The sequence below is a fragment of the Pacificimonas aurantium genome (assembly GCF_020092905.1).
Lineage (GTDB): Bacteria > Pseudomonadota > Alphaproteobacteria > Sphingomonadales > Sphingomonadaceae > Pacificimonas > Pacificimonas aurantium.
In genome coordinates this window covers 952,237-965,657 of the sequence record NZ_JAGSGB010000001.1, presented here as the reverse complement: position 1 = coordinate 965,657, position 13,421 = coordinate 952,237, and the positions used below count along the sequence as shown (strand labels likewise).

At 63.9% G+C, this 13,421-nt stretch carries 15 protein-coding genes; 3 read left to right on the top strand and 12 right to left on the bottom strand.

All coding sequences use genetic code 11. The features are described 5' to 3' along the window. Window positions 1-5: 5 nt before the first annotated feature. The 6 genes from KCN53_RS04670 to KCN53_RS04645 are packed head-to-tail and all read right to left on the bottom strand — an operon-like array spanning window position 6 to window position 6,193. Window positions 6-983, bottom strand: a complete 978-nt coding sequence (locus tag KCN53_RS04670; RefSeq protein WP_088711218.1) for a type II secretion system F family protein — start codon at window positions 981-983, stop codon at window positions 6-8. Window positions 984-999: 16 nt separating this feature from the next. Further along, window positions 1,000-2,259, bottom strand: a complete 1,260-nt coding sequence (locus KCN53_RS04665) for a pilus assembly protein CpaE (protein ID WP_088711219.1) — start codon at window positions 2,257-2,259, stop codon at window positions 1,000-1,002. A 17-nt stretch (window positions 2,260-2,276) separates the two neighbouring features. Next, window positions 2,277-2,882, bottom strand: a complete 606-nt coding sequence (locus KCN53_RS04660) for a CpaD family pilus assembly lipoprotein (RefSeq protein WP_088711220.1) — start codon at window positions 2,880-2,882, stop codon at window positions 2,277-2,279. A gap of 12 nt (window positions 2,883-2,894) precedes the next feature. Next, on the bottom strand, window positions 2,895-4,325 hold the full coding sequence (locus KCN53_RS04655; RefSeq protein WP_088711221.1) for a type II and III secretion system protein family protein: 1,431 nt from the start codon (window positions 4,323-4,325) through the stop codon (window positions 2,895-2,897). A gap of 24 nt (window positions 4,326-4,349) precedes the next feature. Then, entirely contained in the window at window positions 4,350-5,666 is a 1,317-nt protein-coding gene (gene cpaB, locus KCN53_RS04650; RefSeq protein ID WP_088711222.1) for a Flp pilus assembly protein CpaB, read from the bottom strand. A 38-nt stretch (window positions 5,667-5,704) separates the two neighbouring features. Beyond that, window positions 5,705-6,193: an A24 family peptidase gene (locus KCN53_RS04645; RefSeq protein WP_088711223.1), complete on the bottom strand. Its 489-nt coding sequence runs from the start codon at window positions 6,191-6,193 to the stop codon at window positions 5,705-5,707. Window positions 6,194-6,234: 41 nt separating this feature from the next. Here KCN53_RS04645 and KCN53_RS04640 point away from each other — a divergent pair, with 41 nt between their 5' ends. Both KCN53_RS04640 and KCN53_RS04635 read left to right on the top strand, forming a co-directional pair. Further along, window positions 6,235-7,200, top strand: coding sequence for an alpha/beta hydrolase (locus tag KCN53_RS04640; RefSeq protein WP_088711224.1), 966 nt, complete (start codon window positions 6,235-6,237; stop codon window positions 7,198-7,200). After that, the gene (locus tag KCN53_RS04635) at window positions 7,170-8,306 is read left to right on the top strand and encodes an NAD(P)/FAD-dependent oxidoreductase (RefSeq protein ID WP_317988410.1); all 1,137 of its coding nucleotides are present in this window, start codon (window positions 7,170-7,172) and stop codon (window positions 8,304-8,306) included. The genes KCN53_RS04640 and KCN53_RS04635 overlap by 31 nt, the downstream gene beginning before the upstream one ends. Here KCN53_RS04635 and KCN53_RS04630 read toward each other — a convergent pair. From KCN53_RS04630 to ispH, 4 genes are all read right to left on the bottom strand, one after another. Continuing rightward, on the bottom strand, window positions 8,282-9,067 hold the full coding sequence (locus tag KCN53_RS04630) for a hypothetical protein (protein WP_143712163.1): 786 nt from the start codon (window positions 9,065-9,067) through the stop codon (window positions 8,282-8,284). The two genes, KCN53_RS04635 and KCN53_RS04630, sit on opposite strands and share 25 nt — an antisense overlap. Before the next feature lie 127 nt (window positions 9,068-9,194). Continuing rightward, complete coding sequence (rnhA, locus tag KCN53_RS04625) at window positions 9,195-9,641, bottom strand: ribonuclease HI (RefSeq protein ID WP_088711227.1); 447 nt, start codon at window positions 9,639-9,641, stop codon at window positions 9,195-9,197. Then, window positions 9,638-10,573, bottom strand: a complete 936-nt coding sequence (thrB, locus tag KCN53_RS04620; protein WP_088711228.1) for a homoserine kinase — start codon at window positions 10,571-10,573, stop codon at window positions 9,638-9,640. The genes rnhA and thrB overlap by 4 nt, the downstream gene beginning before the upstream one ends. A 7-nt stretch (window positions 10,574-10,580) precedes the next feature. Then, window positions 10,581-11,567 (bottom strand): 4-hydroxy-3-methylbut-2-enyl diphosphate reductase, encoded by a 987-nt coding sequence (gene ispH / locus KCN53_RS04615; RefSeq protein ID WP_088711229.1) that lies wholly within the window; start codon window positions 11,565-11,567, stop codon window positions 10,581-10,583. Window positions 11,568-11,668: 101 nt separating this feature from the next. Between ispH and KCN53_RS04610 the strand changes: the two genes are divergently transcribed. Further along, the gene (locus KCN53_RS04610) at window positions 11,669-12,292 is read left to right on the top strand and encodes a hypothetical protein (protein ID WP_088711230.1); all 624 of its coding nucleotides are present in this window, start codon (window positions 11,669-11,671) and stop codon (window positions 12,290-12,292) included. Between the two features lie 97 nt (window positions 12,293-12,389). On the opposite strand, the gene KCN53_RS04605 is transcribed toward KCN53_RS04610, so the two are convergent. Both KCN53_RS04605 and grxD read right to left on the bottom strand, forming a co-directional pair. Further along, complete coding sequence (locus KCN53_RS04605) at window positions 12,390-13,013, bottom strand: hypothetical protein (protein WP_143712164.1); 624 nt, start codon at window positions 13,011-13,013, stop codon at window positions 12,390-12,392. A gap of 66 nt (window positions 13,014-13,079) precedes the next feature. Then, a complete protein-coding gene (grxD, locus tag KCN53_RS04600) occupies window positions 13,080-13,418 on the bottom strand; it encodes a Grx4 family monothiol glutaredoxin (RefSeq protein ID WP_088711232.1) in 339 nt (112 codons plus the stop codon). Between the last annotated feature and the right edge of the window lie 3 nt (window positions 13,419-13,421).

Genomic DNA, 13,421 nt, shown 5'->3' with positions numbered 1-13,421 from the left:
GCCCCCTAAATCTCGAAGCTGACCATCTTCGCCATGATGAAGGCGCCGATGGACATCCAGATTAGGCCGAAAATGCCGGCGATGATCAGGCGCGAATCCTCGAAGAAGCCGCCCGTGTAGGTCGGATCCATCGTATGGATCAGGCCGAAGACGATGAACGGCAACGAGCCGACGATATAGGCCGATGCCTTCGACTCGGAGCTCATGGCCTTGATCTTCAGCTTCATCTGCTGGCGCTTTCTCAGCACATCGGCCAGGTTGTTGAGCGTTTCCGCCAGATTGCCGCCCGTTTCCCGCTGGATATTCAGCGTGATGACGAAGAACTGGAACTCGGGAGTGCCGATCCGGTTCGCCGTCTCCTGCAGTGCCTGGTCCATGGTCCGGCCGATCCGCACCTTGTCGGACACCGCGCGGAATTCCTCGCCCACTACGCCCGGAATCTCACGGCCGACGACGATAACCGATTCGCCGATGGGAAGGCCTGAGCGAAGCCCCCGGGTCAGTAGTTCTATGGCGTCCGGGAACCGCGTCGTGAAATCATTGGTGCGGCGGGAAATCAGAAAGCCAACGGTGAAATGCGGGATGAACAGGCCAAGAGCGATGCCCAAGAGCAATGCCAGCATGCCCGGCAGCCCAAGCATGCTGAACACACCCGCAAGGAGCCCCACCAACAGCAGATTCGCCAGCATATATTGACCGACGCCCCACTTCTTGCCGGTCTTCGCCAGTCTGATGCGCAGGACCTCCTTGTTCGGAAGCACCCCCGAGAACATGGAATCGAGCTTCGTCTCGCGAGCAGCGACGATCTTGCGCATCTGCGCCTGCGTCTTCACTTCCGCAGAATCCGAATGACGCTCGCGCACCGCCGACAGGCGCTTGGCGGCCTTCTTCTTCCCGCCATCGCCGGAAAAGGCGAGGATCAGGAGCGCGAGGGTGGCGAAGATACCCCCGGCTACGATCAGTATGAGAACATCAAGGCTCATGCGCGGCCGCTATCCCTTATCTGGCGCCCGCAGCCTTGGCGGTACCCTTGCTGGGCAGAAGCGCCCGCATCTTGCCGAGGACCGACTCCTTCTCGCCTTCATCCTCTTCCTGCGGCGAGACGCTCGTCCGAAGCTGCTCCATCGCCGTTTTCAGCTTGCCAGTTGCGATCGCAGCCAGAGCCTTGCCCTGCTTCGCGGCGGCCGTGCATTGCTTCACGTCGAAGGGCAGCATGATATCCACCTTGCGCTCGATCGAAGCTTCGAAATCCCCCTTCGAGACCTCGGGCGGCGGCGACTGCTGCACCTTGTTGGCGGCGACGACGACCTTCGCCTGAGGCGCATGCTGGCGCAGGAAGCCGAGCAGGCGGATCGTGTCGCGCGTTGCGGCAAGCGAGAGGTCCGTGACCAGAACGACGTAGCCCGACTGGGCAAGAAGGTGCGGATGCTGCACGGCCATGGAGCGCGGCATGTCGACCACCAGCGCATCGAAGGCAGCCAGCATTTCCTCCTCCAGTTGATGCAGCGCCGTACCGTCCGCCAGCATGGGCTGATTGATCGGCGCCTCGGCCGACAGCACCGCCAGCTTGTCGTTCACGCGGGTCATCGCCCGTTCGATGAACAGTCCATCGATGCGGCTGGGATTCTCCAGCGCGTCGGTCAGGCCGCGTCCCGGTTCGAGGTCGAAGCTGAGAGCACCCGTGCCGAACTGCACGTCGAGGTCGAGCAGAGCCGTCGAGGACCCGGCACGGTCCCCCAGCATGAAGGCGAGCGACGTGGCGAGCGTTGACGCACCGACACCGCCGCGGGCCCCGATGACCGTCACACCGAGAGCGGGGCGATCGGCGGTTTCCTCTTCGGCGCCGCGCGGGGCCTGAAGCATGATCTGCGCCTGCAGCAGCGCTTCGCGAAGGACCTCCGGCTGCACCGGTTTCGTCAGGTAATCCTGAATGCCGCTTGCGACGAGGTCCCGGTACAGGCCGACATCGTTCACTGTCCCGGCGGCAAGCACGATGGTGCCCGGTTCGCACACTTCGGCCAGCGCGTTGATCTCGGTAATGGGGTCGGCAGCATCCGACAGATCGACGAACAGCACGGCGGGAGACGCAGTCACCGACAGGGTCTGCACCGCATTCTGCAATCCGCCGAGATTAACGTGGTCGTCGGGCCAACCGAGATCCGGCAGCACCGCCCGCATCGTCGAGGCGAGTTCGTCATCACCGACGAAAGCAGCAAAGACGTCGCGAGCTCCGGCGCTGAGTGGTGAGATGGCGTTCATCGATCTGCTTCCTCGTTTCAGTCGTCGAGCGCAGCGGCCGGCCCGGTTTCCGGAATGATAACCTGCCGCTCCTCCTCATAGGTCTTGCCGCTGAGGAGGTCGTTCGGATCGGCAATCATCTGGGTCAGCGCCGTGCTGGTCGCGCAGCCGAAATTGCTGCTCGTGGCATTGTCGTAATTGGTATCGTCCACCCCGCTATGGTTGGGACAGTCGGGGACGCTTGCCTCAGCGCGAACGAGCACCACGCGGGTCGCGCCGGCCGGTATCGCCGGCGACGTCACCGGTGCGATCCGCTGCAGCACCAAGCCCCGTTCGTTGACGATCGTCTCGACCTGCGCGCGGCGTTCTGGCGCGGCGAGAACGGCCTCCTGGTCGACACTGATCCGGTCGCCGTAGCGCGCTCCCACGCTGTTCAGCCACTCGCGCAGCTCGTCGCGCTGGGCGGCGGTCAACCCGGTGCCGGCAGGAGCTACAAGGTCGTAGGTCATGACATGCTGTTCCACGACCGGCGTATTGAGCGGGAAGTTCGTCTGGTTGAACTCCGGCGTCTGCTGCTGCGGGGCGCAGGCGGCGATCATGACGCCGACGAGGGCAAGGACGGTTGCGGCGGGAAGGACGTTCATCGCTTACCTCTCCTAGTCGATCGAAAAGCCGGGACGGGCCGGGGTCGTGCCCCCGTCCTTCGCGGATACCGGGACCTCTTCTGTCGGTGCGCCGACATCGCCGAGGAAATAGTTTTCCGCCTCGCTGGGGGCGCGCAGGCCGTCGAGCGGGGTCGCGATACGTTCGTTTACCGGCTTCACCAGATAGGGCGTAACGATGACCATCAGCTCGGTTTCGGCGCGGCGAAAGCTCTGGGAGCGGAACAGCGCGCCGAGAACCGGCAAGTCGCCCAGAAGCGGTGTTTTCTCCACGGCACTGTTCGTATTGTTACGGATCAGGCCGCCAAGGACGAAGCTCTGGCCGGAACCCAGTTCCACCGTCGTCGTCACCGTACGGGTCGACAGGGCCGGGATCGAAATGCCGTCGAGGACCACCGCGCCCGCGTCGGTCAACTCCGAGACCGTGGGTTCGACCTGCAGCCGGATGCGATTATCGGCCATCACTGTCGGCACGAAATCCAGCATCACGCCATATTCCTTGAACTGGACGTTGACGCCGCCGAGCCCGTTCGAAACCGCGATGGGGAATTCGCCGCCAGCGGTGAAGGTTGCGCGCGTACCGGAAATCGCGGTCAGGTTCGGCTCTGCCAGCACGGTCGCCAGACCGTCCTGCGCCAGTGCGTCGACAGCGACATTGAAGTCCAGGCCGAACAGGTCGCCGATGCCGTAGAGACTGTTGCCGCCGATTTCGAACTGGCCGCCGGTATCTGGCGTGTTCACGAAGGGATCCCCGGCCGGCCCGGTCACTGCTTCGCGCCCTCGGGTCAGGCCGAAGATGAAGCCGTCTTCCTCGTTGAGCAGTTGCAGGTTCACACCCAGATTCTTCGTCAGGTTACGATTGATCTCGACGAAGCGGACACGAAGGCTGACCTGCTGGGGGGTCGCCGCCTTTACGCGGTTGATGATATTCTGGCTGCCGGTGAAGGCCGTAACGAGGCGCTCGACTTCGCCCACCTCTTCCGGACTTGGCACCGTCCCATTGAGGAAGGTCACGCCGCCAACCGTCTGCACTTCGATGTCGAGACCGGGCATGGCGAGGCGCATCATTTCGCGAATCTGATCGATATTGCGCGTAACACGCACCGTTGCCTCGTAGACGGTCTCACCAGCGGCGTCGGTGGCGTAGAAGCTCGTCTCACCCCCCTGAATGCCGTAGATGAACAACTCGCGCGCCGAGCGCACCTCCACGTCGGCGATGCCAGGCGTCACCACGAAGAGGTCCGTTATGGAACGCGGCAAGGTTACGAACGTCCCCTTGCCCACGCCGACTTCGAGCGATGTGTCGGGGCTTGCCGCGCGCACCACGGTCCGCTGCGCCGCCGTGGGCACCGGCATGGCGACAGCAGCGAGACCGGCAAGTGCCGTTCCCAATGCGATGTCGCGAAAGAATGTCACAAGGTTCATGCGGCCCTCTCGAATTCGGGAATTCTAGTCGGCGATCCGCGGATCGCCGGCATCGGCATAGGCGTCGTCGGGAACGAGGCTGGGGTCTTCGGCTCCCCAGGCATCGGGGTCGTAACGCGAGGGCACGCCGGTCTGGCCGGCCTTCGCGTTTACGGCGGCTGCGAGCGCAGCGACCATGGCCTGCGGCATCTCACTGGAAACACTCGCCGCGGTCGGCCCGGCAGCTTCCTCCGCCACGCGGATGGTCTGCGGCGGACGGCGGCCGGTGCGCACCGTCACCTGCGGCCGGGAGTCCGCCTTTTCGCGGTGCATTTCCGCGAGCCGCTTGCGTACGTCATAGTCGAGCGCGAAGCGGGAGACCTCACCGCCTGTGGTGTAAGTCGGGCCGCGCTCGTCCGCGCCAGCCGTCGCCGCATAGGCCATGGCGAGGTCCTCGGCAGAGGTCTGCTCGTCGCCTACATCGACCTTTCCTTCGGCGATTGCCTGCTCGAGTGCCATGCGCTGATCCTTGATGGAGCGCAGCGAAAGCTGAATTTTCCCCATCATGCGCGCGACGGAGATCTTCTCGACCATCTTCGGGGTGACTTCGAACGTGACCGTTCGGCCCTGCTGGGGCGTCCCCTTCGTATTGTCGGTACGCTGGTCGATCGCGAGAACGCGCACGTTGCGCGCGATGGTCTCCGCCACCCGCAACGAGCTGACGCGAGTCAAAGCGCCGGTTTCGCCGCCCTCACGGATATTGTGCGTCAGCAGCATGTCGACACGGTCGCCCGGGAAGATGAACCCCGCCACGCCGGAAATATTGTCGATGGGCACGGTCACGGCCCTCATCCCGGGATTGAGCGCAGCCGCCAGGAAGCCGCTTTCGCCCGGCCCCACCAGGGCAGTGCGCGAAACGGGCTGCCCTGCGCTGATCGAGATGCGCACCACTTTGCCGATCAGATCTTCGGCCCCGACGGGCGGCGGCGCCGCAAGGTCGACCTTTTTCGCCCCGCGTCCGGCTTTGCCCTGTCCACCCCCCGGCGCAGCGGCTGCGTTCGCGGCATTGGCCTCGGCGGCATCGTCCGACTCGATATAGTACGCCTGCTGGACCATGTCCTTCGGCCATGGCTGATAGGCGATATGCTGGGGCGCGATGATCGTGCCGGTCGGCAGAGTGGTCTGCGCCACCAGAACGCGCGGGCCGTCCGGCTCGGCGACGGCATTCTTGATCGCATCGAGCGGCGCCGCCTCGACTGTCCGCGCACCCTGACCGCCGGACAGAAGCGCGCGAATCGCGAAGGCGGAGCCCGCGGCGACAACCAGCGCGACGACAAGCAGGATGATCTTCTTTACGTCCATGGCCCCAAAGCTCTCAGATTAGGATGACCCATCACCGGTTATGCCCCGAATTGCTTAACAATCAGTTCGCCGTGTACGGCGAACACCCCCGCGACGATCGCGAGGCCGTAGGGAACACGGGTAGGAAGCGGCCGCTTCCGCAGGCGGTTCTCCGCCAGCGCGACCAACGTGACGACGGCGCCTGCCAGCGCCATCCAGAACAGCATTTCCATATAGGGCGCGAGCGGCAGCCACAGCGTCAGGGCGGCCAGCAGCTTCAGGTCGCCGCCGCCCATCAGCCGCCGCCGCAACCAGTAGCCGGCCTGCCAGATCAGCAGCAGCAGCAGGATCGCCGCGCCCGCAAAGACCGCATGGCGCAGCAGGTCGGCATCCGCAGCGCCGCGTCCCAGCCAATAGGGTATGGCGAGAAGCGCAACGGACAGAGTCAGCCAGTTGGGGATTCGCCGGCTCGTCAGGTCGCTATAGACCGTATAGGCGAGCAGAACGGCGAGGCCGGCAATCGCAGTCCAGAACAGGAAAGGCAGCATGCCTTCGGCCCTTAAGAAGCAATCCTAAAGAAGCCGTAACCATGAGCCAGACAGTCGACACCGCGCCTTCTCCCTCCCCCAGTTCGGCACCCCCGAGAACCAGCCTTCCGGACGGCGGTGTGGAGCGCTTCCACCCCATGCCCGACGGCGCGCGCCTGCGCACCATGGAGTGGCCGGACGGTGAGGGCGTGCCGGTCCTGTTCATGGGCGGCAAGCGCGACTTTATCGAACGGCATGCCGAGGCTCTTTCGCGGATTCGCGAACGCGAGCGGCCGCTACTGGCGCTCGACTGGCGCGATCAGGGGCTTTCGTCACGCGCCTCCGTCCCCACCGCGCATCTGTTCGATCGGATGGAAACCGACCTGTCCCATCTGATGAACTATGCTGCCGAACGTATCGGCGCGCCCTTCGATGCGCTCGCCCATTCGATGGGCGCGCACATGCTGCTGAGGGTGTTGGCCTTCGACCCCGCCGCCGCGAAACTGGTGCGGCGCGCTGTCCTCACCGGTCCTATGATGGGTATCGGAAGCGGCGGCGCCGGACGCGCCGGACGTATCCTTATGCGGACAGCCGCCGAGGTCATGACGGGTCTAGGGTTCGGGGAGCACAGGCCGCCCGGTCAACCTGCTTACGGACCTGTTTATCGCAGCGAAGAGAGACGGCAGCGTCTGACGGGCGACACGGCGCGCTTTGCCGAAAGCTTCTTTCACATCGACAGCAACCCGCGACTGGCAGCCGGAGGCGCGACCTGGGGATGGCTACGCGCCGCGGTGCGCTCCATGCGGAAGCTAAGGCGCCCGGGCGTACTCGAAAGGATCGATACCCCCCTCCTCGTTTTCCTGGGAAGCGAGGAGAGGGTCGTGGACCCGGACGAGGTTCGCGCCGCTTCCACGCGATTGCCCCGCGCCCGCCTTCTCGACATCGAGGATGGCCATCACGAACTGTTCCTCGATACCGATGAGGTACAGCAGCTGCTCTGGCAGGAGATCTGGTCGTTTCTGGACTGACGAACACCCGGTTTGACGTTGCAGTCGTAGGAGCGGGGATGGCGGGCATCAGCCTCGCCGCCCTCCTGGCGCCGGAACGCAGCGTCGTCGTTTTGGAGCGTGAGGCCCATCCCGCCATGCACGCGACCGGACGCTCTGCCGCCTTCTACGCCGAAACCTATGGCGGGCCGGGCGTACAGCCCCTGACAACGGCGTCGCGGGACCTGCTCTTTTCGCCGCCACCGGAATTCTCAGAGCAGCCGCTTGTGTCGGATCGCGGCGCGCTTCATGTCGCCCGGCAGGGAAAGGAAGCTTTTCTCGACGCTCTCTCGACCGATTTCGACGGCACCGGCGTCAGAATCGAAACGCTGACTGCGGCGGAAACGGAAGCGAAGGCGCCGCTGCTGCGCGCCGACTGGCGGCGACAGTCTCTCTGGGAGCCAGGTTGCCGCGACATCGACGTCGCGGGACTGCACGCCGCCTATCTTCGGCAGGCCAGGCGCGCAGGGGCCCAGATCCTGACAGAGGCGGAGCTGGAAAGCGCCAGCTTTTTGGAGAATTGGCAGATCGAGACCCGCAGGGGCCGGGTACAGGCTGACCTTCTCGTCAATGCCGGCGGCGCGTGGGCGGATCATGTGGCGGCGGCCTGCGGCGTCTCCCCCATCGGCCTGCAGCCGCTTCGCCGGACGATGGTGGTCGCCGACCTCGACCGGCCGGTCGCGGACGACTGGCCGCTCACCGTCGATGCAGAAGGCGGCTTCTACTACAAACCCGACGCTGGCCGGCTCTGGATCAGCCCGCACGACGAAGTTCCCGCCCCGGCTGGCGATGCGCAGCCTGAGGAAATCGATATCGCCGTGGCTGTCGATCGTTTCGAAAGCGCGGCGGACGCGCATGTTGCCCGGATCGAGCGAAGCTGGGCCGGCCTCCGCACCTTTGCGCCCGACCGGCTGCCGGTCTACGGGTTCGAGGCGGCGGACAACCCCTTCTTCTGGTGTGCAGGTCAGGGAGGTTTCGGCATTCAGACCGCGCCGGCGGCAGCCGACTTGTGTGCCGCCTTGATCCTAGGCCGGCCCGTTCCGCACGGCCTGAACGCCGGGACTTACGCGGCGCGGCGCTTTCGCTGACGGACACCGACGCCGAGAAGTCCTAGTCCGAGCAGCGCAATCGGCGCGGGGCCGGGGACACCCGTAGGCGGCGTCGAGCCCTGCTGGTAAATATCGAAGGTCAGTTCATCGACCTTGAAGTAGTCGTCTTTATAGTCATTCTCGAACAGGTCCGCGGCGACCAGAACGACGTTGCCGGCATCGGCTTCGCCGAAATCGAAGCCGTCCTGAGTGATCCACCCGTTATACCCGCTGCCGCCGCTATAGTCGTTGTCGATGGCGTAACCGCTCTGCCAGTCCTCGAGCGCCTCCAGCGGGTTCGTATAGGCGTCAAGGCCGGTCGGAACATTGCCGATGACAACGGAGACGTCGGAGTCGGGCTGGTCCCCGAACAGCGCCAGCTTGACGCTTTCCAGCGTAACCTGCTCGCTGAATTCGAATGCGATATAGTCGCGCCAGCCGGAATTATCGACGGTGTGGGAATTGTCGCCGTCGCTGTTCACCACGCCAAGACCGGAGCTGTAGCGCTCCAGATCACCGCGCCTGTGCGTTCCGGAATCGAAACCGCTCCCGCCCTCGATGGTCCATGCGGTCGCGCGAACGTTCACCGACTGCCCACTGCCGTAAAAGGCCGTGTAGGTGCAGTCGTTTGAGGAAGAAGAGCAGGACCCGCTGTTCGACAGATCGAGGGTTACGTCGTCCCCGATCTTCGTCAGCGTCGCGCGCGCAGGCAGCGAAACTGCCAGTGCGGCTGCCAAAGCCAATCCTACCTTGCCGAACATCATAATTCCCCGAGACTCGTCTACCTTCTTGGCATGCAAGAGCCAAGCCAACTGCCCAATCAATTGATCTTAAGCGGAATTTCCTTATCAAGAGGTTGAAGGCGTAAAATCCTCCGACTCTTCGATATTAACGTTCGCTGCGCCGTTCGGCTACCGCACGATTGGCCAAGGCGTCCGCACGCTCGTTCCCAGGATCGCCAGCATGCCCTTTGACCCAGCGCCATTCGATGTCGTGCGGTGCCGTCGCCGCCAGCAGTCCCTCCCACAGATCGCGATTCTTCACATCCTTCTTTCCAGCCGTCTTCCAGCCCCGCTTCCGCCAGCCCGGCAGCCATTTCATAATGCCATCTCTGACATAGACGCTGTCAGTCGACAGGACGACGTTGCAGGGCCGTGCCAGAAGATTCAGCGCCTCGATCGCAGCCGTCAGTTCCATGCGGTTGTTCGTCGTGCTGGCCTCGAAGCCGAAAATCTCCTTTTCGGACTCGCCGAATTTCAGAAGCGCGCCCCAGCCGCCCGGCCCGGGGTTTCCCTTGCAGGCCCCGTCCGTCCATATCTCAACCTTGCGGCTCATGCGGCGCGATAATGTTCCAGTCGCCGGGCGAAGGCGAGTGGGTCCTTGCGCGTAACGAGCGCAGTGGGCGGCGTGTTGATCCAGTCGTAGGCGCGCGTCAGCAGGAAACGCAGCGCAGCGCCGCGGCATAGGTCGGGTAGCGCGCCGAGCTCGTCTTCCGACAAAGGACGCACGGCCTGATAGCCCGCGACAAGCGCCTCGCCGAGTTCGGGACGCGCCGCGCCGTCTCCATCGAATGCCCAGGCCGCGTGGGTCACGGCAAGATCGTATGCGAGCAGGTCGGTACAGGCGAAGTAGAAATCGATCACTCCGGAAATCCGGTCGCCGGAAAACAGGACATTGTCAGCGAAGAGGTCAGCATGGACGGTCCCGGCGAGCAGATGCTGCGGCCAGCACGCCGCTAAGTGCCGCAGTTCGTCCCCTACAAGCCGGTCCAGTCCGGGAGAAATGCCTCCGAGCTCCCCCTCCAGTTCATGATGAAGCGCTTGCCAGCCCGCCACCGACAGGTCGTTCGGACGCCGGTCAGCGAAGTCGGCAGCTGAAAGATGCATCTCCGCCAGCATCTGCCCGGCTGCCTGCGCATGGCGGACACCCGGCTCGTCCACCGACACGCCGGACAGGAACTCGATCAAACAGGCCTTGCGTCCGCAAAGGTCTTGGAGTGCGCGCCCTCGCCGGTCTTCGATCGGGGCAGGAACGGGTAACCCCTTCTCGGCCAGATGCGCCGTCAGAGAGAGGAAATAAGGAAGATCGGCCACGTCCACGCGCTTTTCGTACAGCGTCAGGATGAAGCGCGCCTGGCTGGTTTCGACGAAATAGTTCGTGTTTTCGACGCCCTCGGCGATTCCTTTGGCGCTTCGCAGCGTACCGACATCATATTCGGCCAGAAACTCTTCCAGCGTTTCCGCCGACACCTGCGTGTAGACCGCCACGAAAGGGTCAGCCGGCCAGCGCGCGAGGGAGTTTGAAGGTCACGTTCTCCTCAGCGGTTGTCAGCGACGAAACCTCCACGTCGCGGTGGGCGGAAAGGGCTTCGATCACTTCCTGAACCAGAACCTCCGGGGCTGATGCGCCGGCTGTGATCCCGACCGTTGACGCCCCGCCAACCATGTCTTCGGTCAGCGCACTTGCTCGCTCGACCAGATAGGCACGCGCGCCGCTGCGCTCCGCGACTTCCACAAGGCGGACCGAATTGGACGAATTTGGCGCGCCGATGACCAAGACCACGTCGGCCTGCTCGGCGAGCGCTTTCACCGCCTCCTGACGGTTCGAAGTCGCGTAGCAGATGTCTTCGCCGCGCGGTCCCTGAATCTCCGGGAAGCGTTCTTTCAGCTTCGCGACAATCTGCGCGGTATCGTCGACGGACAAAGTGGTCTGCGTCAGGAAACCCAGATTGGCAGGATCCTCGACCGAGACGGCCTCTGCATCCGCAACGGTCTCCACGAGCGTCATACGCCCCTCCGGCACTTGCCCGAACGTCCCGATCACCTCGGGGTGCCCCTCATGGCCGATGAACAGGATGTGCCGCTCCTGAGCGATCAAGCGCTCCGCCTGACGATGAACCTTCGAAACCAGGGGGCAGGTGGCGTCGACATAGAGGAGATTTCGCCGTTCGGCCTCAGCCGGGACGGACTTCGGAACACCATGGGCGGAGAAGATCACCGGAACATCCTCGGGAACCTGATCGAGTTCCTCGACGAAAACCGCACCCTTCTCCCGCAGACTGTCGACCACGAAGCGGTTGTGAACGATCTCGTGGCGCACATATACCGGCGGGCCGAACTTCTGGAGAGCGAGTTCGACGATCTGGATCGCCCGGTCGACGCCCGCGCAGAAGCCGCGCGGATTCGCGACGAGAATTCTCAGCGGAGCGGTGGCGGCGCCATTGCCGCCGCGCGAGGAAAGATTTGGGTCTCTATCTGCCATCTGTCCCGCGGAGATAAGCGTTTCCTTGCCGGTTAGAAACCCGGTTCCTATAGATCGCGGCTGATCAGTTCCGTTCTTCAGTTCGATTTGAAAGCCAAAACATGCGGCTTGTCCTCCTGCCCGTCCTCCTCGCCCCCCTGATTCTTGCCGGCTGCGGCCTCAACCGGAACCCGCTGCGGGTCGAACGCAGCGCCTGCCCGGCCGTCGGAGTGCTCGAATATGCGGGCGAGGCCACGCTCTTCAGCCCGGCCGGCAGCCGCGATGCCGACGCGATCGACGTGACGGCAGCCATCACCAACGTCCGCTCCACCTGCTTCGAACAGAGCGACACCATCGTCAGCAACGCCACCTACGAGGTCGTCGCCACGCGTATGCAAGCGGCAGGGGCGCGCACGGTGACACTGCCGGTTTTCTCGGCAGTGGTGCGCGGGGGCGACCGCCTACTGTCGAAGGACATTGGGTCGGTCACGCTTCAGTTCGCGGATGGCGCCCTGACCGCATCCGCGCAGTCGAGCGCACAATCGAGCATTGCCCGCAGTGCGGCGACGCTGCCGGATGACATCAACCGGGAAATCGACCGCCGGCGCAAACCGGGAGATCCCGACGCGGCGATCGATCCACTGGCGCGCCCGGAAGTGCGTAACGCGGTGCGCGAGGCCACCTTCGAGGTGCTTCTCGGGTTCAATCTCGACGAACCGGCGCTCGCCTACAACGTCGCTAAATAAAGGCGGCGAGATACAAAAAAGGGCCGGACTGCCCTGGCCTGTTCGTCGGGCCTGGGCGCACAGAACAGGCGAAGCTATTCCCGGAGAGCTTCTGCCCTTAGCGAGCTCTGTGCCGCCCACGCATCGCACCGCCAAGAACCGCCAGACCGAGTCCCAAAAGGGCAAGACCAGAGGGGGCCGGCACATCGGCGGAGCGGGCGAAATCGAACCGGACATTGTCCACTAGGACACCCGGAGAAAAGCCGGCAAATTCGATCCTGTCGAACGTACCTGCACTCTCGAAACCGAAAAATTCGAAGAAGCCGGAATTGCTGGTCACCGTCGTCGATTCGACCACGGTGCCGTCCAAAAGGAAGGAAACGGGGAGTGTGACCGCACTGGAGCCGCCCGTGTAGAATCCCGCCCGGAATACAGCCGAACCGAAGTCGATCGCGAATTCTGGCTGCGCGAAGTTTACCAGCGCCGCGGCGGTATCGCCGCAGCAGCCAAGCGTATTCCCCTGTAGATTGGACAGCGAATAGTCATAGGCCTGAAAGCCCGCGAATGTGGCGCCTTGCGCGGCGTAGGTCGCCCCCACGTCGGAATAGGTCGCCAGACCCTCGAAAGTGACGATGTTACCCTGCTCGAAATCACTTTCGAATGCCTGAGACAACGCCGCCTGCGCAGGACTCACTGCCAGGCAGCCCAGCACAACCAGGCCGATGCCAGTCATTGGCTTCATCGATTTCCTCCCCCTTGTAGCGCTCCGGGCCAACACCCCCTGCCGGCCGGTTCGCAAGGCCGTCCTTTACTGGACGGCAACCCCTTTGTCTTTCATCAGATCGCCCAGTTCGCCCGCCTCGTACATTTCCATCATGATGTCGCTGCCGCCCACGAACTCGCCCTTTACATAAAGCTGCGGGATGGTGGGCCAGTTCGAATAGGCCTTGATACCCTGACGGATCTCCGGGTCCTGCAGGACATCGGCACTTTCGAATTCGACGCCGACATGCTCGAGAATCGCGACGGCCCGACTGGAAAAGCCGCACTGCGGGAACAGCGGCGTGCCCTTCATGAACAGAAAGACGTCGCTGCCGCCCACCATGTCGTCAATGCGGGTCTTCGTTGCGTCGGAAAGTTCGGCCATGTC